Source organism: Azoarcus sp. CIB, assembly GCF_001190925.1.
Lineage (GTDB): Bacteria > Pseudomonadota > Gammaproteobacteria > Burkholderiales > Rhodocyclaceae > Aromatoleum.
In genome coordinates this window covers 5,050,323-5,069,241 of record NZ_CP011072.1, presented here as the reverse complement: position 1 = coordinate 5,069,241, position 18,919 = coordinate 5,050,323, and the positions used below count along the sequence as shown (strand labels likewise).

At 64.5% G+C, this 18,919-nt stretch carries 21 protein-coding genes; 20 read left to right on the top strand and 1 reads right to left on the bottom strand.

The genetic code is table 11. From position 1 onward, the window contains the following. Positions 1–66: 66 nt before the first annotated feature. The 17 genes from AzCIB_RS22775 (at position 67) to AzCIB_RS22690 (ending at position 15,691) form a co-directional block, all read left to right on the top strand. Positions 67–567: a flavin reductase family protein gene (locus AzCIB_RS22775; RefSeq protein WP_050417992.1), complete on the top strand. Its 501-nt coding sequence runs from the start codon at positions 67–69 to the stop codon at positions 565–567. Positions 568–693: 126 nt separating this feature from the next. After that, a complete protein-coding gene (locus tag AzCIB_RS22770) occupies positions 694–1,224 on the top strand; it encodes a superoxide dismutase family protein (RefSeq protein ID WP_050417991.1) in 531 nt (176 codons plus the stop codon). Between the two features lie 738 nt (positions 1,225–1,962). After that, the gene (locus tag AzCIB_RS22765) at positions 1,963–2,694 is read left to right on the top strand and encodes a hypothetical protein (RefSeq protein WP_050417990.1); all 732 of its coding nucleotides are present in this window, start codon (positions 1,963–1,965) and stop codon (positions 2,692–2,694) included. A gap of 121 nt (positions 2,695–2,815) precedes the next feature. Beyond that, complete coding sequence (locus AzCIB_RS22760; RefSeq protein WP_050417989.1) at positions 2,816–3,031, top strand: AlpA family transcriptional regulator; 216 nt, start codon at positions 2,816–2,818, stop codon at positions 3,029–3,031. Positions 3,032–3,072: 41 nt separating this feature from the next. Then, positions 3,073–3,951, top strand: a complete 879-nt coding sequence (locus AzCIB_RS22755) for a ParA family protein (protein ID WP_050417988.1) — start codon at positions 3,073–3,075, stop codon at positions 3,949–3,951. Next, positions 3,935–4,192: a hypothetical protein gene (locus AzCIB_RS22750; protein WP_050417987.1), complete on the top strand. Its 258-nt coding sequence runs from the start codon at positions 3,935–3,937 to the stop codon at positions 4,190–4,192. Before AzCIB_RS22755 ends, AzCIB_RS22750 begins: the two co-directional genes overlap by 17 nt. After that, the gene (locus AzCIB_RS22745) at positions 4,185–5,876 is read left to right on the top strand and encodes a ParB family protein (protein ID WP_050418518.1); all 1,692 of its coding nucleotides are present in this window, start codon (positions 4,185–4,187) and stop codon (positions 5,874–5,876) included. Before AzCIB_RS22750 ends, AzCIB_RS22745 begins: the two co-directional genes overlap by 8 nt. Before the next feature lie 15 nt (positions 5,877–5,891). Further along, positions 5,892–6,452, top strand: coding sequence for a DUF2857 domain-containing protein (locus AzCIB_RS22740; protein WP_050417986.1), 561 nt, complete (start codon positions 5,892–5,894; stop codon positions 6,450–6,452). Positions 6,453–6,455: 3 nt separating this feature from the next. Then, on the top strand, positions 6,456–7,658 hold the full coding sequence (locus tag AzCIB_RS22735; RefSeq protein ID WP_050417985.1) for an STY4528 family pathogenicity island replication protein: 1,203 nt from the start codon (positions 6,456–6,458) through the stop codon (positions 7,656–7,658). A gap of 283 nt (positions 7,659–7,941) precedes the next feature. Then, the gene (locus AzCIB_RS22730; RefSeq protein WP_050417984.1) at positions 7,942–8,694 is read left to right on the top strand and encodes an OST-HTH/LOTUS domain-containing protein; all 753 of its coding nucleotides are present in this window, start codon (positions 7,942–7,944) and stop codon (positions 8,692–8,694) included. Positions 8,695–8,894: 200 nt separating this feature from the next. Further along, positions 8,895–9,662 carry a PFL_4669 family integrating conjugative element protein gene (locus tag AzCIB_RS22725; protein ID WP_050417983.1) on the top strand — a complete coding sequence of 256 codons (768 nt, stop codon included), beginning with the start codon at positions 8,895–8,897 and terminating at the stop codon, positions 9,660–9,662. Further along, positions 9,659–10,207 carry a DUF3158 family protein gene (locus AzCIB_RS22720; RefSeq protein ID WP_050417982.1) on the top strand — a complete coding sequence of 183 codons (549 nt, stop codon included), beginning with the start codon at positions 9,659–9,661 and terminating at the stop codon, positions 10,205–10,207. Before AzCIB_RS22725 ends, AzCIB_RS22720 begins: the two co-directional genes overlap by 4 nt. Beyond that, entirely contained in the window at positions 10,204–10,587 is a 384-nt protein-coding gene (locus AzCIB_RS22715; RefSeq protein WP_050417981.1) for a single-stranded DNA-binding protein, read from the top strand. The genes AzCIB_RS22720 and AzCIB_RS22715 overlap by 4 nt, the downstream gene beginning before the upstream one ends. 285 nt (positions 10,588–10,872) lie before the next feature. Further along, complete coding sequence (locus AzCIB_RS22710; RefSeq protein ID WP_050417980.1) at positions 10,873–12,888, top strand: DNA topoisomerase III; 2,016 nt, start codon at positions 10,873–10,875, stop codon at positions 12,886–12,888. A gap of 1,065 nt (positions 12,889–13,953) precedes the next feature. Then, complete coding sequence (locus AzCIB_RS22700; protein ID WP_050417978.1) at positions 13,954–14,346, top strand: hypothetical protein; 393 nt, start codon at positions 13,954–13,956, stop codon at positions 14,344–14,346. Positions 14,347–14,906: 560 nt separating this feature from the next. Beyond that, positions 14,907–15,260, top strand: coding sequence for a hypothetical protein (locus AzCIB_RS25100; protein ID WP_444541840.1), 354 nt, complete (start codon positions 14,907–14,909; stop codon positions 15,258–15,260). A gap of 65 nt (positions 15,261–15,325) precedes the next feature. After that, positions 15,326–15,691, top strand: coding sequence for a DUF3085 domain-containing protein (locus tag AzCIB_RS22690; protein WP_050417977.1), 366 nt, complete (start codon positions 15,326–15,328; stop codon positions 15,689–15,691). 80 nt (positions 15,692–15,771) lie between these two features. Here AzCIB_RS22690 and AzCIB_RS22685 read toward each other — a convergent pair whose 3' ends face one another. After that, on the bottom strand, positions 15,772–16,230 hold the full coding sequence (locus AzCIB_RS22685) for an H-NS histone family protein (RefSeq protein WP_050417976.1): 459 nt from the start codon (positions 16,228–16,230) through the stop codon (positions 15,772–15,774). 551 nt (positions 16,231–16,781) lie between these two features. Here AzCIB_RS22685 and AzCIB_RS22680 point away from each other — a divergent pair. From AzCIB_RS22680 to AzCIB_RS22670, 3 genes are all read left to right on the top strand, one after another. Beyond that, complete coding sequence (locus AzCIB_RS22680; protein WP_050417975.1) at positions 16,782–17,336, top strand: STY4534 family ICE replication protein; 555 nt, start codon at positions 16,782–16,784, stop codon at positions 17,334–17,336. A 54-nt stretch (positions 17,337–17,390) separates the two neighbouring features. Continuing rightward, the gene (locus AzCIB_RS22675) at positions 17,391–17,996 is read left to right on the top strand and encodes a DUF3275 family protein (RefSeq protein ID WP_050417974.1); all 606 of its coding nucleotides are present in this window, start codon (positions 17,391–17,393) and stop codon (positions 17,994–17,996) included. Positions 17,997–18,085: 89 nt separating this feature from the next. Beyond that, positions 18,086–18,913 carry a DUF932 domain-containing protein gene (locus AzCIB_RS22670; RefSeq protein WP_050417973.1) on the top strand — a complete coding sequence of 276 codons (828 nt, stop codon included), beginning with the start codon at positions 18,086–18,088 and terminating at the stop codon, positions 18,911–18,913. Positions 18,914–18,919: the final 6 nt, after the last annotated feature.

The following is an 18,919-nucleotide window of genomic DNA, read 5'->3' as shown; positions in this document are numbered from 1 at the left end:
ATCGCCGGTTCCATCCAATTCCCCGCCCGCCCCGAGAAGGGCTGGCGTTGCTTACAAGAACCGCCCATGTCCCAGCCGCCCGTCACCCATCAGGATTTCACCCGCGCCTTTCGCGATGCCCTCGGCATGTTCGCCACCGGTATCGCCGTCGTCACGACGCGCGCGCCCAGCGGCGAAGGGATCGGCCTGACGGTCAACTCCTTCAACTCCGTGTCGCTCGACCCGCCGCTCATCGTGTGGAGCCTGTCGCGCAATCTTGCCAGCCTGCCGGTGTTCGAAGCCTGCGAATACTACGCGGTGAACGTGCTCGCTGAGGACCAGCAGAACCTGTCGCAGCTTTTCGCGACGCGCTCGGACGACAAGTTCGCCGGACTCGACATCGACGACGGCCTGTATGGCGTGCCGCTGCTGAAGAACTGCTGCGCGCGCTTCGAATGCCGCAACACCGTGCGCCACGACGGCGGCGACCATCTCGTCTTCATCTCCGAAGTCGTGCGCTTCGACCGCGAAGACCGTGCCCCGCTGATTTACCACGGCGGCGCCTACCGCCGCCTCGCCACGGGCTGAGCCGAACCCCTCCCCCGTTGCGGGCGGGGCGCTATTCCTTTCGGCGTATTAATGGTCCATGATGAATTGTGGCCGGCATGAATTCCGGACGCACGACATCCTCCATTAGAGAAAGGATAGAAGAACATGGAATTCCGCTCCCTCATCCCGACACTGCCAGCAAGCCTCCTCATCGCCGCCTGCAGCAACCTCGGCCTTGGCGGGCCGATCACCGCGGAAGCGTCCCTCGCGCCGACCAAGGGCAATAGCGCGTCCGGCATGGTGAAATTCACCGAAGTCGATGGCGGTGTGGTCATCGACGCCAGCGTGACGGGCCTCTCGCCCGGCAAGCATGGCTTCCACATCCACGAGCAGGGCGACTGTTCCGCGCCCGACGCCACCAGCGCCGGCGGCCATTTCAACCCGACCGGCAAGCCGCACGGCGACCCGGCGAAAGGCGATCACCACCTCGGCGACATGCCGATGCTGGTCGCCGATGCGAACGGCGACGCGACGTTCGGCACCATCCTCGAGGGGCTGACGATCAGCGGCAAGGCCAAGGGCAACATCGTCGGCCGCGGCCTCATCGTGCACGCCGCCCCGGACGATTTCACCACCCAGCCGACCGGCAACTCCGGCGCGCGCGTCGCGTGCGGCGTGATCGCGCGCCTGAAGTAGGCGAAGCGCGAATCCAAATGAAGAAGGGCCCGGCAACTGCCGGGCCCTTCCTGGGGAATCTGGAGCGGGCGATGGGAATCGAATCCGACTCCCAAGTTGTTGAGTCATAATCGATTTTTCCAAACCCAAACCAGCCATTGGACTGGCTCATGGACTAGTTTACCCCGCTAGTCGGAAAGCAGGCAACGTCTTCGCTCCAAGGCGGGCCATCCTCAGCCATGGACAGCCAGCGCACGGGCTGCCTTCCTGGCCCCCCGTTGAACGCTCATACCTCCTGCGGCGCGATTCCTTTTCAGGCTATCAGCATACCGATCAGGTCTGACCCACGGCGCTTTTGCCTGACATTGGGCGACGTGAAGCTTCGCATTGCGGGATATCGCAGTGTCATAGATCGCCGCGAGATCAGTTCATTCTCAGCCGGTCTTGCCGGCGCTTCGCGCGATCATGATGATTGCATGCGCGGCAACAGAGGCGTAGCCCCCCATCTTGCGGACGCCGGAGTCGACCTGCGTGCGATTACCGACCACTCGTCAAGGTCCTACGTTGGCTACCCCGGGGTAGCACCGGATGCAACGCCGACACCGAGCCCGATCTGGTCGCGGTATTCGCGATGAAGCCCGATCCTTCCGCGCAGGGCTGCATAGCGTCATCGTACCGCTGACGCGATTTCAAAGCACTGGCCACGGCCGGGGCAGCCAGGAGCCCTTGTGGGGGTAGCAGTTACAAGGGAGCAACTACATGCAAGGGAGTTCGCTTTCGGAGGTGTATTACCGGCCCATCGATGCAGCCATCCGATGGGCTGGGTTGTATCGGTTCAGGGATGACATCCTCGCGGCTGTCAGGTCCGGGCGCTTGCCTGAGACGTTGAATTGCCCGCGCTGCAATGAACTCCGCCTGTATACCGATCGCATTTACGATGCCATCTTCCACGGCGAGCTGCCTTACGGACTGAACGGGATTACGATGAGCGACAAGTCCCTGTGGGACTCGCCTGAGCTGACCGTTCGCCACGTCGACCTCAAGCGGTGGATGCTACGAAGCTATCCGGAGCAGCGGCCGGCGTTCCTCTTCTCCCGTCACGAGAGGATCGCCCACCCGGTGATCACCCTGGAGGCGGGTCATGCGCTCTTGGTCGAACGGGAAGCGCTGAAGTCCCAGCTCGAGCAATGTCGCCATCAGTTGCATCAGCTTCAAGAGCAGCAGAAGAAGCAAGGATCTCCGAATCTCAATTGCACCCTGTGCCCCCTCAGTGATCGTGGCGAGACCACTTATCTGAACATCATCGGCACGATGCTGGCCTTGATGCTCGGACGCACCCCTTCCGGGGCTCCATACTCCAGTTTCAACAGCCAGGACGCGATCATCAGCGCCTTGATCGCCCATCACGGCAACCTCATGGGCATCACCGAGCGCACGCTGCAGGCCAAGTTTGCTCAGGCCCGCCGCAGGTTGCAGGCAGCGAGCCACTGAAGGGCGTCAAGCCCCAATCTGCGGTCGCAGAAACCGCATTTGCGGTGTTCTTTCCCCCGGGGTTCCTGTCAATTACGGGTTACGCCAAACATGCGCCAGTAAGCGCTAAGGAGTGCCCCTCATGTCGGATAAGCCACTTCCGCTGCCTGCGGGTGAGCACCGCATCCTGCGCCGCGAGGAAGTCGAAGCCAAGACCGGCTTCAAGCGCGCCCACATTTACAACCTGATGAAGTCGGGCAAGTTTCCGAAAGCCATACGTCTTGGAATTCGTGCTGTCGGGTGGGACTCGCTCGAGATCGAGCAGTGGATCGCCGAGCGCCGCAGTGAGCGCATCTGATCCTCGTTCCGTACTCCGACAACGCGACGAGGAGCCTGACGATGCTGGTCATCTCGATCATTTCGACCAAAGGCGGCGTGGGCAAGACGACAACGGCAGCAAACCTGGGCGCCTTTGTCGCCGACGCAGGGCTGCGCGTACTGCTGCTCGATCTGGACGTGCAACCTACGCTGTCGAGTTACTTCGCGCTGAGCGCGCGTGCGCCCGCCGGCATCTACGAGTTGCTGGCGTTCAACGAGCGTCGCATCGATCAACTGGTGTCGCGCACTGCGATTGCCGGACTGGACCTGGTGCTGTCGAACGACGATCGCGGAGAACTGAACACGCTGCTGCTGCATGCGCCGGACGGGCGCCTGCGGCTCCGACACCTGCTACCCGCGCTGGCGCCGTTCTATGACCTGGTGCTGATCGACACACAGGGCGCTCGCAGCGTGCTGCTGGAAATGGCGGTGTTGGCCTCGAACATGGCGCTGTCGCCGGTGACGCCGGAGATTCTGGCGGCACGTGAGTTGCGGCGCGGCACGCTGCAACTGATCGAGGACATCGGGCCGTACCGGCTCCTCGGCATCGAGCCTCCACCGCTGCACCTGCTCATCAACCGGGTACACCCGGTCTCGTCGAATGCCCGGCTGATTCAGCAGACGCTGCGGCAGATGTTCCAAGGACAGGCAGGCGTGCAGGTGCTGGACACCGACGTACCAGCCATTGAAGCCTATCCGCGTGCGGCGACACGAGGCCTGCCGGTGCATCAGGTCGAGCACCGCCAGCCCGCCGGTCGTGTCGCGCCTTCGGCGCTGACGACGATGCGCGCCCTTTCCGGCGAGCTGTTTCCGCAGTGGCGGGAACGCTTTGCGCAGGTGACCGGCCGATCCGATGCGAGAGGCGTGACAAGGAGCGAGGGCGATGGCGAACGCGCATGACCTGGCGCGCGGCCACAAGCGGCTGCGGGCGCTGATCGACTTTGCCCTGGGTGAAGGTTGGCATGTGGTGCGCACGCCAGGCGGCCACTTGAAGTTCACCAAGCCAGGTCGCGCATCGATCTACACCAGTTCGACGGCGAGCGACCATCGTGCCGGGCTCAATGCTCGCGCGCAGCTTCGTCGTGCCGATCGGGAGGCAGCCATCAGCCGGATACCGGCCCAGGAGAATGGCCTTGGCTGATCTGACCCCGCAGGACATGGCCGCCAAGCTGATGGCCTCCGGCTTCGAGCGGAGCGGTCCGACGGTAACGGTCTTGAGCGACCCCATCGCCGATACGCCGATGATCGTAACGCTGGACCAGTTGCGCCCCTATGACCACGACCCTCGCGTCAAGCGCAATCCGGCGTACGAGGAAATCAAGGCGTCCATCCGTGAGCGCGGGCTGGATGCTTCACCGGCGATCACACGCAGGCCCGGCGAAGAACACTTCATCATTCGCAATGGCGGCAATACGCGACTGGCCATTCTTCGCGAGCTGTGGACCGAGACCAAGCAGGAACGGTTCTTCCGCATTTCCTGCCTGTTCCGCCCCTGGCCAGAACGGGGCGAAATCGTCGCCTTGACGGGCCACCTCGCCGAAAACGAGCTGCGCGGCGGCCTGACATTCATCGAGCGCGCCCTGGGGGTGGAGAAGGCGCGCGAGTTCTACGAACAGGAAACCGGCAGCACGCTGACTCAGTCCGAGCTGGCGCGGCGCCTGACGGGCGATGGCTATCCGGTGCAGCAGTCCCACATCAGTCGCATGCAGGATTCGGTGCGCTACCTGCTGCCGGCGATTCCGACAGTGCTGTACGGCGGGCTGGGCCGGCATCAGGTGGAACGGCTCGCGGTGCTGCGCAAGGCGTGCGAGCGCACCTGGGAACGGAGAGCGCTGGGCCGTCACCTCGCCGTGGACTTCGCCACGCTGTTCCAGGATGTGCTGTCGCAGTTCGACTCGCAGCCGGATGACTTCTCGTTCCAGCGGGTGCAGGACGAACTGGTGGGTCAGATGGCCGACTTCCTGGAAGCGGACTATGACACGCTGAGCCTGGAGATCGACGACAGCGAAATCCGCCATCGGGCCTTGACCCGCGAGCCGGCGCCTGTGAGCCCGGCGGCACCCATCGTGCCCGCGACGCCGAGGCCTGCATCGCCACCTCCGGCGGCGACACCTGCTCAGCAGGCTGGCGCACCGGCTGGACCCGTTGCCGAGCTTCCCCCGACACAGACTGCTACGGCGCTCGCGCTTGGCAATGAGCAAGGTGAGGGAGTAGGCGCCGCACCAGAACCGGCCGATCGCGATGCGGAGCGTCTGCAGGGACACATCGTGTCTCCGGCGCTGACCACTGAACGCCTGCAATCCATTCAGCGCCTGGTGGCGGATCAGATGGGCGACAAGCTGCCCGATTTCGAGACCGATGCCTTGCGTGCGATTCCTGTACAGGTCGGCGGGCTCTACCCGATTTCAGATGTCTGGTACATCGAGCCCGGACTGGATGGGCCGGACCGGCTCCGGGTGCATATCGCACAGTTCGCTCGCGAGATCGCCGAGGAGGCTGCGGTCGCCGAGCACATCGAGCCCAGTGAGAGCGGCATCGGCTTTATCTGTGCGACTACTGCCATTTGCCAGACAAAGGACTTTCCGGCCTTCGCTCGTGCCGTGCTGACGCTGCTGCATGCGCTGAGCGCGGCGCGGGTACCTGCGCCGGGCCTGGATCGTGAGCGATTGGCCAACGACCTGGCGCCGCTGCTGCGCGGCGGCGGAACGTCCATGCGCCTGAGCGACGCCGGCCTGGTGAAGCTGTTCCGGCTGCTGCGCCTGGCGCGTCGCCTGCTGGACCTGGAGACCGGTGTGGCATCCGTCGCCCCGAGCCACAAACCCTGAGCGTGGGAGGCCACCATGTCGTCACCCCATCCGCTCAACCAGGCCGTCATCGCCCAGGCGCTGCACGATCTGCGCAACGGCCAACTGCGTCGCTGCAAGGCGATGGGCTTTGGCGACGAGGAACTGGATGCGCTCAAGCATCCGGCGCTGGTCAGCGTGCTGGTCAACGCCACGGTGTCGTGGTGCTCGGTCTCGGTCAACCGCGAGGTGCTGAAACGGCTGCTGAACCAGGTGCATGACGTGGAGCAGGAAATCGCCACGGTGGATCGCATGCTGCGCCTGGGTGCGAGCACGGAGATGGTGAGCCGCTTCTACGGCCTCACGCATCAGGAAGTCGCCCTACGGCGCGACATCCTCGGGTTGCCCAAGCGCAAGGGGCGGCATCCGGTGCTGGACGAGGTGCAGGACGCTGCCTTGTGGGAGCACTGGAAGGCCGGTATCACCGAGCGTCACATCGCGCTGGACGACGACGTGGCGATGCTGGCGCTGACCATGGACCTCGCCGAAACCCTGATGCTGCCGATGTCGGTGATCTGGGCGGCGATTCGGAACTGGATCGACCAGGGAGTCGTGTAGTCCATGGCCACGGGCGGCGCGCCACGGCGCGATGGTCCCTTGGTGCTGTCGGCGTTGTTCGACGATGCGCTGCGCGAGCTGGCACCGGACCCACGATCAAGCCAAGCCTCGGCGCCCGCCGCCGATGGATTCCTCTACAGCGGCAACCGCCACGAGAGCGTGCCGCGGGCGCTGTTTCTCGACCGGCGCCTGACGCCGCTGGAGCGCAACGCTTGGCAGGTGTTCCGCCTGCAGCTCAACGACGACGGCGTGACCGCGTTCCCGACCTACGACCAGCTGCGGCCCTACCTGGCGTCGATGCCGTGCGCGGCGCTGGCATCGCACGAAACCGTCGCGCGTGCCCTGACGCTGCTGCGGCTGACGCGCTGGTTGAGTCTGGTGCGGCGACGGCGCGATCCGAAGACCGGCCGCATCCTGGGCAACCTCTATGTTCTGCACGACGAACCGCTGACGCCTTTCGAGGCGATGCAACTCGACCCCGACTACTTGGGTCTGGTGAGCCAGGCCCTCACCCATGCCGCCAAGGCGGTGCAGATCGTCGGCATACACACGCTGAAGGAAATCGCCGAAGACCCGTTGCTCAGCGGTCGCATGCTGCCGACACGCCTGCAGGTGCTCGCGCAGCGCATGGTCCGGCATGGCTGGATGCCAGAGACTTATCCACAGGATGGCACCGATCACGATTCCGAAGGAGGCAGGGAGGGCTTGCTTCGGAATGCAGAACACCCGTCTTCGGAATCCGGAGCAGGACCAAAACCCGCGCCGGACGGCTCTCTTCGGAATCCGAAGGAAGACCGTACCGTACGTAAGGATCGTATAAATGAAGTATGTACAATACCGCGCGCGAAGGCCTTGCAGAACCTGCGCCTGCCTGAGCGCTTCCTGAATTTGAAGGACGAGCAGCAGGCAGGTGCATTGATCGCTCTGCAGCAGGTGGACGAAGCCCAGCGGCAGGCGGTGCTCGACGAGTGGGCGGCGCGCTGCCGCGGCGGCACGGTGCGCAATCCGGCTGGCTACCTATTCGGCATCATCCAGAAGGCGATTCGCGGGGAGTTCAAGGCCTGGGCGGGCGAAGGCAGCCCAGTGCCGCCACCGCCTCGAGCCACGGCTCCTGCGCCGTCGTCACCTGCTGCGTCCAATGGCCCCGACCGTGAGATGGCGCGCGCTTACCTGGCGCAGTTGCGGTCGATGATGCGCGATCCCTGATCGACTGGGCTATCCCCGGGGGATAGCCGGCACAGGCTGCCTTCCTTCCGTTCTTGATTGCTCCCTGTTGTCCCATGGGCGAAACTGCTGCCTGATGGCACAAATGAACCTGATCTCTGAAGCAATACCTTCGACGGCTTCCGACCCGCATGGTCTGGACTCAGGATTGCTGCACCCCGGAGCCCACCGCCCCGCGAGCGATGACGAACTTCAGGCACAGCAGCGAGAAGTTCAGCGCCTGCTGGGCCGCTGCGTGTTGCGCCTTCAGCAATACGAACGCCTGATGAAGGCCATCGTGGCCCATCATGACATTTCGGGGCCTGCGCATTCACTGGAGGCCATTCGTGCGGAGCGCATCGAGGACACGGCGACCAAGACCTTGGGTACGCTGGTAGGTCAATTGTTCGGATCGTATGTCGTCACGGAGGGCGGTGACGTCAGCGAGAAGGGCCCGGACCTGTCCGCCGACGTGATTTCATTTCGCACGCGGGTGCAACTGAGCCTGTCTGCGGAGGACTACGTCAGGACGCAGGCCGACCTCAAGGATCTGGTGTCGCTGCGCAATGCCCTGGTACACCACTTCATCGACCAGCACGACCTCTGGACAATCAAGGGGTGCCACACCGCGCACGATGCGCTGACCACCGCCTACACCCGCATCGATCAGCATTTCGAGCAACTGCGTGGTTGGGCCGAACACATGGATCAGGCGCGCAGCCTGGCGGCGGAGTTCGTCCAGTCGGATGTGTTTCACGACCTGGTGGTCAACGGCATTGCACCGGACGGAACGGTGGATTGGCCGGCGGCCGGCATCGTTCGCGCATTGCGCGAGGCGGCCGGGGAACTGGCCGTCGAGGGATGGACGCCCGTCGCCGCGGCCGGACGGTGGATTTCCGAACGGCATCCCGAGCAACTGCCCGCCAAATATGGATGCAGCAGTTGGCGCCAGGTGGTGCATGAGTCCCGCCTGTTCGAGCTTCGCTACCGCGATGTGGATGGTCGGCGTGCCGCTTGGTTCAGGGCACGAGAGACATAGCCTTACGCGACGACATTGCATGACGCTGTGCCAGCAGCTCATGCCTTGCTTTGCCTTCCGCGTTATCCCCAGGGGATAGCCGGCACAGGCGGCCTTCCGCATCAGGCAAACCGGGCGGACACCGGCGGCGGTTTGATGACTGACAGCCTTCCGCCTGATGCCGATGCTGGCGACACATTCATTCCCCGCGAGTCGTCTCCATGGCCAACGAACCCCTGCAACTGAATCTCGGATCGCTGCGCAGCGCGATGTCGCTGACGATGCATACGCATCATGCCTCTCGTATTTGGCACGGTCGCGCACCGACCGAGGGGCGCCCCGGCATCATCGGCCTCAACGGCTACCTCAGCGTGATGAACAAGATGAAGCGCGGCGCCGAGCAGGACGATCCCTACTCGGACTGGTGGATGCTGCGCATCGAGGACAAGCTGGCCGATACGAAGACCCGCTTGCAGACCTTGCGCGAACAGGTGGAGCAAGCCCTGTCCGACGTGCCGCCAGCGCTGTCCCTGGGTGAGAACATGAACGTGCAGCCGGTCAAGCTGCCGCTGTTTGTGAATGCGCAGCTCGGTTTCATGGCGGTATACCTGTTGGCCGACTACGACGATCTGGCGCGCAAGCTGATCCTGGCGCACCACACCGCGCTGATCGACCGCAGCACGCTGGAGCGCTGGCTCAACGACGGTGCGCATGCACTGCGCAGCTTGTTCGCCCTGGCACAGCAGTACCGTTACTCCGGCACGACGCGCGACGACTTCGCGGCGAAGAGCGCCGCGGCGCGGGCGGCACAGGAGAAGTTTGGCGAGTTGCCGCAGGACGTGCTCGAAGGCACGCGCCGTTCGCGCTTTGCGCCACCCATCGCGCGACGGGGAAACCGGCCCGAGGTACCGTCCGCTGACGCATCGGAGCCAGGCCTCACCGATGGCGCAGCCGACACCACGGCGCAAGACGAGGACGCCAAGGCATGACGGCACCTTCTTCTTCCGGCCGTCCGGCGCGCTTCATTCCGCTGGGACAGGCGGACTTCCAGCGGCTGGAACACGCCGGCTACCTAAAAGGCCTTTTACAGCCTTTTAAAGGTAAGGGGAGTCTGGAGACTTGGGCCAGCCAGTGCATGGCGCTGCGCGACGAGTTGATCGCCCTGGCACAACGGCAGGTGCTACCGCAGGCGCGGGCCTATCCTTTCAGCGTGCTCGATGTGCACCTGGCCCAGCAGGCGACTGGCGCAGGGACGACCTTCCTGCGCTGGCGCAACCTCGACCGCTCGGCCATGGGCGTGGCCTTGTGGGAGGCGCTGCTTGCGCGCCCCGCGACATCGGCTTCGCTGATCGACGACCTGTATGCGATCGAACTGCAGCGCATCGCGCTGAACATGCAGATCAGCCTGACCCACAGCATCGCCCGCCACGCCCTGGAATGCGCCAGCAGGATGGCGCGGGCCGAGGCGACGTATCTGCGGCGTGCCCATGGGCATGTCGCATCCATTCCCTCCACCCCCAAGGAGTCACCATGAGCACGCACTTCGTCGGCGAGGGCAACATCGGTTCTGCGCCGGACTACCGCGAATTCCCCAACGGCAATGACGAACCGCGCAGGCTGCTGCGGCTGAACGTCTATTTCGACAATCCGATCCCGAAGAGGGATGGCGAGTACGAGGACCGCGGCGGCTTCTGGGCGCCGGTGGAGCTGTGGCACCGCGATGCCGAGCACTGGCAGTCGCTGTACCAGAAAGGCATGCGCGTTCTGGTCGAAGGCCGTACCGTGCGCGACGAATGGGAGGACGCCGACGAGAACGAGCGCGTCACCTTCAAGATCGAAGCCCGGCGCGTCGGCATCCTGCCGTATCGCATCGAGACGGTGATGCTCGGCGCCAAACCGGCCGGGGGCCAGTAGCCGATCATCGCGGGCGGCTGTAGCAACCGTCAGACGCCCGCCATGCACCAGCGGGCTATCCCCTGGGGATAGTTCCACTGCGGTCCACCGAGTTCCAGTCGCCCTCCCGACACCAATCTCCCGCCTCTCATACCGCCGCGATCCGTGCATACGGCCGCGGCAGCGATTCCCCAGCCGATCACAAATCGGTGTCCATGCCGTCCGGCTTCCTTGCGGCCGGTCTCACCTGGCCCAGCCATGCTGTCGTCCATCTGATGAACCGCACATTCCCGAGGAGGCTTCAGCATGCGCGTGTTCCTGTGCGAGAAGCCTTCGCAAGGCAAGGACATCGCCCGTGTGCTGGGGGCTGGCCAGCGTGGTTCCGGCTGCTACAGCGGCGCGGGTGTCGTGGTGACCTGGTGCATCGGTCATCTGGTCGAAGCGGTTCCGCCCGAGGGCTATGACGAGCGCTACAAGCGCTGGACTCTCGAGCAACTGCCCATCCTTCCCGAGCGCTGGCGTGTCGAGCCCAAGGCTGCGACCGCCACGCAGTTCAAGATCGTCACGCAGCTCGTCGGTCAAGCCAGCGAGCTGGTGATCGCCACCGACGCCGACCGCGAAGGCGAGATGATTGCCCGCGAGATCATCGAGTTGTGCGGCTACCGCGGGCCGATCCAGCGGCTGTGGCTGTCAGCGCTCAACGATGCGTCGATCCGCAAGGCACTGGGCGCGCTGAAGCCGTCGGCCGAGACGCTGCCGCTGTACTACTCGGCCCTGGCCCGTTCGCGTGCCGACTGGCTGATCGGCATGAACCTGAGCCGGCTGTTCACCCTGCTGGGACGGCAGGCTGGCTACACCGGTGTGCTGTCGGTGGGCCGGGTGCAGACGCCAACACTGAAGCTGGTGGTGGATCGCGACCGCGAGATTGCGAGCTTCGTCTCGGTGCCGTTCTGGGCGATCGACATCACGCTGTCCCATGCCGGCCAATCCTTCATCGCAAGTTGGACGCCGTCGCAGGGGTGTATGGACAATGCTGGCCGTTGCTTGCAACAGCCGGTCGCCCAGCAGGCCGCAGACCGCATGCGCGCCGCCGGCAGCGCCCAGGTGGTGTCGGTCGAGACGGAGCGCGTGCGCGAAGGTCCGCCGCTGCCGTTCGACCTGGGCACGCTGCAGGAGGTGTGTTCCAAGCAGTTGGGCCTGGAAGTGCAGGAAACCCTGGACATCGCCCAGGCGCTGTACGAGACGCACAAGGCGACGACCTATCCACGCTCGGATTCCGGCTACCTGCCCGAGAGCATGCTGGCCGAGGTGCCGACCGTTCTCGACAGCCTGGTCAAGACCGATCCCGGCCTGCGCCCCTTGATCGACCGCCTGGACCCGGCTCAGCGCTCGCGCGCCTGGAACGACAGCAAGGTCACGGCGCACCACGGCATCATCCCGACGCTGGAACCGGCCAACCTCTCGGCGATGAACGACAAGGAACTGGCCGTCTACCGACTGATCCGCGCGCATTACCTGGCGCAGTTCCTGCCCCACCACGAGTTCGACCGGACGGTGGCGCAGTTCGCGTGCGGCGGGCAGTCGCTGCATGCCGTGGGCAAGCAGATCGCTGTGGCCGGGTGGCGCCAGGTACTGTCGGCGCAGGAGGAAGGCGATGCGGATGGCGACGACGCCCAGCGCAGCCAGGTGCTACCGGCACTGCAAGCAGGATTGTCCTGCCAGGTCGGCCATGTCGATCTGAAGGCGCTGAAGACCTTGCCGCCCAAGCCCTACACGCAGGGCGAACTGGTCAAGGCCATGAAGGGCGTCGCCAGGCTCGTCACCGACCCGCGCCAGAAGCAGAAGCTCAAGGACACGACAGGCATCGGCACCGAAGCCACGCGCGCCAACATCATCAGCGGCCTGCTTGGGCGCGACTATCTGCTGAAGAAGGGCCGTGCCATCCGTGCCTCGGATGCCGCCTTCACTTTGATCGACACCGTGCCGGCCGCCATTGCCGATCCGGGCACGACGGCGGTCTGGGAGCAGGCGTTGGACATGATCGAGGCCGGCCAGATGACGCTGGATACCTTCATCGCCAAGCAATCCGCCTGGATGGCCCAGCTCGTGCAGCAGTACCGCGGTGTGACGCTCGCCATCAAGCTGCCACCATCTCCGTCCTGCCCCCAGTGCGGCGCGCAGATGCGCCAGCGCACGGGCAAGAGCGGTGCCTTCTGGTCGTGCAACCGCTACCCGGACTGCAAGGGAACGCTGCCGGTCGACACTTCGACTGGCAAGCGCGAAGCGCCGCGCAAGCAGCGGGCTTCCCGCAAGGCATCCTGACGCCGACGAATCCCCTCGCCACGCCGACCGTTCCGAACGGCGGGGCCGACTTCCCGCACCCCGCGGGATTCCCCAGCACACGCCTCCTTCTGCAACGGTGTGCGCGTCTCTCTGCCCCGCGACGGGTCAGCGAGACGAGAAGGCGGTTCCTCTGCGAATCGCGTCTGCCGCGACTCCGTTGATCGAGATGCTTCCGTCGATGACGAGCGGTCTCCTGACGTCTGGCTGACCTGTGCTGTGGCGAGCCGTCAGGAGACCCCTCGGGTCGACGGTATTCGGTGCCGGTGCCCGCCGGTGGAACAACGGGCTCCCTTTGTGCGCGGATGTGTGCCGAAGGATGTCGACCCCAGCCACGACACGGGTCGGGTGCGATTGCTGACGCAGCGAGCGGCTTTGACGACGGCCGGGACTGCCACAGCCCACAGGTGGTTTCTCTCTTCTCCGGCTGAAGGCTCAAGGGCCTTCGGCCTGTTGGTCTTTATTTGATCCTGATCGGTGTCGCGCTGCCTCAAAGCGGCCCTTGTGCAATGCGCATTCCCCAAAGACGCCAGCGATGCGTCGCGTCCATCCTGCGGTCATGCGCTGCTGACGGTCGTCAGCACCATACCCTGGCAGCTCCGATCTTCAAGGCTGCAACGCGATTCGCCGCGTGGATCGAACCAGTCCGCTTCGCATCGCCCACCGCGGATGAGCTTATTCCCGACGCCGATGCTTCTTCCTTCAACCCCTCGGGAGGTATCCGCTCCCGTCTTGGGGGTAGGGCTCCCGGTCTTTCAACCAGGAGAGCCCCATGTCTCTTGCATTCACATCGACGCCACTGATTGCTGCACAGGCCCGTGCCGAAGCCATTGGCTATCTGGCCCTGGCCACACGGGCAAGCGCCTGCCTCTGCAGGTGCGCCACAGCGCCGCCGGCCACTACATCGGCACCGCCGACGAAGACGGCCCGGTGTCCCGAGAGTCCGTCGAGTACTTCCGCTCGCAGTACGCCGCCGAGCACGCCCTGGCAACAGGCCGCTGGCAGCAACGCCTCCACCCCTGACTTCCACTCACCAGGAGCCATTTCATGAACCGGTCTTTGCCCCAAGACGTACTTGATCAGATCGCCGCGGAAGAACGGCATTTCGCCGAGGCACCGCAGGCATTTTTCGAAGCATGGAAACGCGGTGCGGAAATTGCCGGTGCCGAATGGTTCGGCGACGGCACGCCCGAAGGCCTGCAGCGCGCCACAAGCAAGTGGGATCTGCGCCCCAAGGTGCTGATGCTCAACGACGCCCTTGACGTCCTCAGCGGCGGCCAGCGCATGTTCCTGTCCGCAATGGTGAGCTTCTACAACGCCCGCGAGGGTGGCGCGATGCTCAAGCGTTGCGGATTCGAGGGGCTTTCCGATCTGGGAGGTCTCGATCTGGAGCGCCGCCAAATCATTGCCGATCTGGTGCTGAACTACAGCGGTTGGTGAGCCCGTTCACCGCCCTGGTCGTCTCTTCCGTCGGACGCATGCCGCGTCTATCCGCCTTACCCTCAAGGGACATACCTCCCTTGCGGGCGGGAGTCCCTTGGTTGCCACAAGGAAGTCTCCCATGGACACCCAATCCATCTGCGCACAAATGCCGTTGCTCGTTCGCGGCCACGTACCTTCCAACGTGCGCACCTTCAAGTTCAACATCTTCGACGGCCAGCCCAAGGTTTCGACACTGGGCTTCCACATCGATCCCAAGCCGTTCGAGGGCAAGGTCATCGCCACCACCGATGAGGCCGTCATCGTCAAGACGGGGCGGGGCGAGTTCGCGGTGCTCGACCGGGCGCTCGTGACCGAGGTGCCTGACGAAGGCACCAAGGTGCACGTCGAACCCTACGCCCGACGCCGCTTCGACGGGCAGCGCGCGGATACGCCCGCGGAACGCATCGAGTTCACCGCCGACGGCCAGCCCTACACGGTGAAGACGCTCGTGCTCGGTTCCGCGCCGGCGAAGCTGCCTATCCCCGAGCCCCGTTGCCCCGAGCTAGCTGATCCAGCAGATGGAGCAGTTTCCCGCTCCCGACGGCTTCCGGCGCATCACCCACCTGCTGGTGGATGCCGGCGCGCGGGACTTCACCTGGGTCGACCCGCTGCCCGAGGACATCATCGCGACGCCGCCGGCCATTGGCTTCACGGTGGCCACGGCGAAGTTCCAGGGACGCGTCACCGTGCTGTACGAGCGCGGGCTCGATCTGTACGCGCTGGAACTGCACCGCGACGGCGAGCTCGTCGAACGGGTCGATGAGGTGTTCTTCGATGCTCTCGGCGAGACCCTGGAACGGTTGATCGACGACGGGAACTGGCGGCGCATCCGCGTGCAATGCCTGTCCGGCCACAAGTCCGTTCAGCACTGACCGCCATACGGCCTCCCGCCCTCTCGACGGGGGGCCCTTCATTCCTTTCCCCGGAGGTCCCATCCATGTCTGTTCGATTCAAAGGTACCGAGCTGCGGCCCGTGCTCCTCGAAGCGGTGGTCAACCAATGTCGCGTCGTTCTGGTCAAGGATCAGGGCGTGTATTTCCTCGCCGAGCGTGGCGAGCGCAGGCCCGATGGGTGCCAGAAGCTCATCGCCTACGCTGTCGGCTGCAATCCGGATGTCAATGCGTTCGATGACTGGTGGGAACTGGCGCGCGCCGAGTTTGGCGGCGACGATTTCGGCGAGTTCTTCGATCCGCACGACGGTGTCTTTGCGCTCATCCTGCACAACGCGAACGACCTCGACGTGTCCGCCACCCCGACACACCTGTCGCTGCAGGCCGTGGCCTCAACGCCGAACGGCAACTGACGGTCCCACATTCCCAGCCCCCGCTCCGGGGGCGTTTCATCGCCAGAGGTTGAATGAGCGCGCCCTGAGTGACGAAGCTGTCATTCGGTAGCGGCGGCCGGTGCCTCAGCTTGCTGCTCGAATTTGGCTGCCTTCGCTTCGGCCGCTGGCGCCGCGGCACGGGCCTTCCTCTTCCCCATCTTCTGCGCAGCGATTTCCAACCCATCCAGCGAGCCACCCTGCGCTAACCATGCGTCCACCCACTGCGGCCGACGGCCACGGCCCGACCATGCCAAATCCTTATTGTTCGGGTGCCGGTACTTCGCCGGCAGCGGCTCCTTGGGGGCAATTGGCGCTTTCGCGGTGACGCTCTTGGCCTTTGACTCTGCCGGCGCGGCGCTGCTGACGACGTCGGTCAGGGAAAGGCCGTGTTCCTTTGCCATCTTCGTGAGGCGTTTCAGCAAGTCGCTCTTAGTCGACGTTTGGCGCTTGTCGATTTCCTTGGCGATCTTCGTGCGGAGCTGCTGAAGCTGAGGGAGTGTGTACTGGCTGAGATCCATGACGACGTGAATTCTCCGGGGGCAAAGAGGATAACGACGCGTCGCGGCGACCGTGCCGCTCGCTGTCACGTCCGATTGTACGCCGGACCGCAATTGCGATTGCGCGCCTTTCGGGGTGGGATGGCTCGAATAAATCGTCGGCAGCCTTTCAGCCCGAAGCAACAGGAACGACCGCTTCGAGCCGAGTCCAGCCCAGAAAAAACATGTCGCCATCCTCCGTGTCATGGACGCTTGATGACGGAAGTTCCACCAATGCGGACATTGACGAATCGCGATATCCGCTCGCGTAGATGCCGTGTTGGTGCCACGCTTCTCACCATGTTTCGCTGACTCCCGTCAGCAACATGCCCAGGTAGCCACGATCCTCAGGGCTACGGCGCGGTTCCGACCGCGCTGATCATCCCAGTTCGCACCGGCATCCACGCGCGAACGCCCATCGGTTTCCGATGGTGATGCCACCAAGCTGTTCCATCAACCCACGCGGGGGTTTCCACACCTTCCCCGCCTGGGTCGGGTGTGTCTCCGCCTCTTTGTCCTTCAGGAGATCCGCCATGACCACTTCCACCGAAAAGTCCTACTTCGATCTGCACATCACCGGCCTCGGGTATCTGAATCGCATCCGCGAAGTGAAGCCCAAGAAAGGCGATGCGTTCCTGGCCTGCGACATCGCGGCCCTGAACGGTCCCAGCGATGACGTCTCGTACGTGCGTTTCGACACGCGCGTATCGGGTTCGGAAGCGCAGCACCTGGTGCGCCGCTGCATCCAGGCGGTCGACGCCGAGAAGAAGGTGATGATCGGCTTCCGTCTGGGCGACCTGTGGACCGACACCTTCACCTACTCCAAGGGGAAGCGTGCCGGCGAGCAGGGGGTGAGCCTCAAGGCCCGCCTGCTGTTCGTCAGTTGGATCAAAGTCGACGGCAAGCTCGCCTACAAGGCCGAGTCCAAGCCGACCGAGACCGACGAGTGCACTCCGGAAGTCCCTGTGACGACCGACGTGCCCGCCGCACAGCAAGCCCCAGCAGCGGAGCCTTCCAAGCCGGCCGCGGATGCTGCTGACGACGACTCTGCCGATGCTTCTGCATTGGCCGTTGCCGAGTCGTTCTGATCCACAAGGCCCCTTACCGGGGTCTTGTCTTCTCATCGTCAGCAGGAGACCTTCATGATCACCATCCCCGGCCAACTGGCCATCAAGACTATCCACGGTCGCAACGGCGATTTCAACGTCGGCCGCCTCGCGACCTCCATCGGCGAGTTCGTCGTGAAGAACGCCGAGCTCGACCAGTACACCGAAGGCAAGTACGAGGGCGATTTCGTCATCGCTGAGATTCGCCCCTCTACGTACAGCGCCAACGGCCGCATGGTCATTGAAATTCGCGCCCTCCTGGGCGGGATGACGTTGTCCAACATCGACGCCTTGAGCCGCGACGAAGCCCGCCGGCTGAGTCCGCAGGAGGTCGATCCGATCGACGAGGAAACGCAGGCGCCCGCACCGGACTCGATGAAGGCCACTGCCAAGTCGAAGTCGCGTTCCTCGCGCGACCCCCTGGTCGACACCACGCCGTTCGGCAGCGAGCCGGCCGCAGCGGCATCCGAGGTTTCGGCCGACGATGCTGCACTGTTCGGCTCGCTCTGGCCGCTGGGCGATGTAGTCAAACTCGACGCCACCGTCGATCGCCGCATCCTGCGTCAGCAGTGCGACCGTCTCGGTGTGTTGGGCTACGCGTTCGCTCCGTTGTCCCAGGACTGGCATCTCGTCAAGGCCTGATTCCCACCGCCGCGTCAGCGGCGTTCCACCAACCGCCGGGGTTCCTCCCCGGTGGGCGGGGCCCCGGTCTCTTATTCAAGGAGATCGTCATGCAACTCGCATCCCGTTTCGCTTGTTGTTCCCCGGTGCTGCGGTCGAATCAGCCACTGTCGGATGACCAGATTCGCACCGTCGCGCCCTCCATCTTCGCGGACACCCCGCACGAAAGCCGCTCCGAGCGGTACAGCTACATCTCCACGGCGGCTGTGCTGGCTGAACTGCGCAAGGAAGGCTTCCAGCCTTTCATGGTGTGCCAGACTCGCGTGCGCCAGGAGGACCACCGCGACTATACCAAGCACATGCTGCGCCTTCGCCATGCGAGCCAGATCAACGGCACCGAGGCGAACGAGATCATCCTGCTCAACTCGCACGATGGCACCAGCAGCTACCAGATGCTGGCCGGAATGTTCCGCTTCGTCTGCCAGAACGGCCTGGTGTGCGGCGACACGTTCGCCGACGTCCGTGTGCCTCACAAGGGCAACGTCACCGACGATGTGATCGAGGGCGCCTACGAGGTACTGCATGGCTTCGAGCAGATGCAGGACTCGCGCGACGCCATGCGTGCCATCACGCTCGACGATGGCGAGGCCGAGGTCTTCGCGAGATCGGCCCTGGTCCTCAAGTACGACGAACCTGGCAAGACCCTGCCGATCACGGAAAGCCAGATCCTGCGTCCCCGTCGCTTCGACGACAACCATGCGGACCTGTGGTCGACGTTCAACCGGGTCCAGGAGAACCTCGTCAAAGGCGGCCTGACTGGCCGCAGCGCCAATGGGCGCCAGCAGCGCACCCGGCCTGTCCAGGGCATCGACCAGAACGTCCGGCTCAACCGGGCGCTCTGGCTGCTCGCGGAAGGCTTGCGTCAATTGAAAGCCTGATCTTCA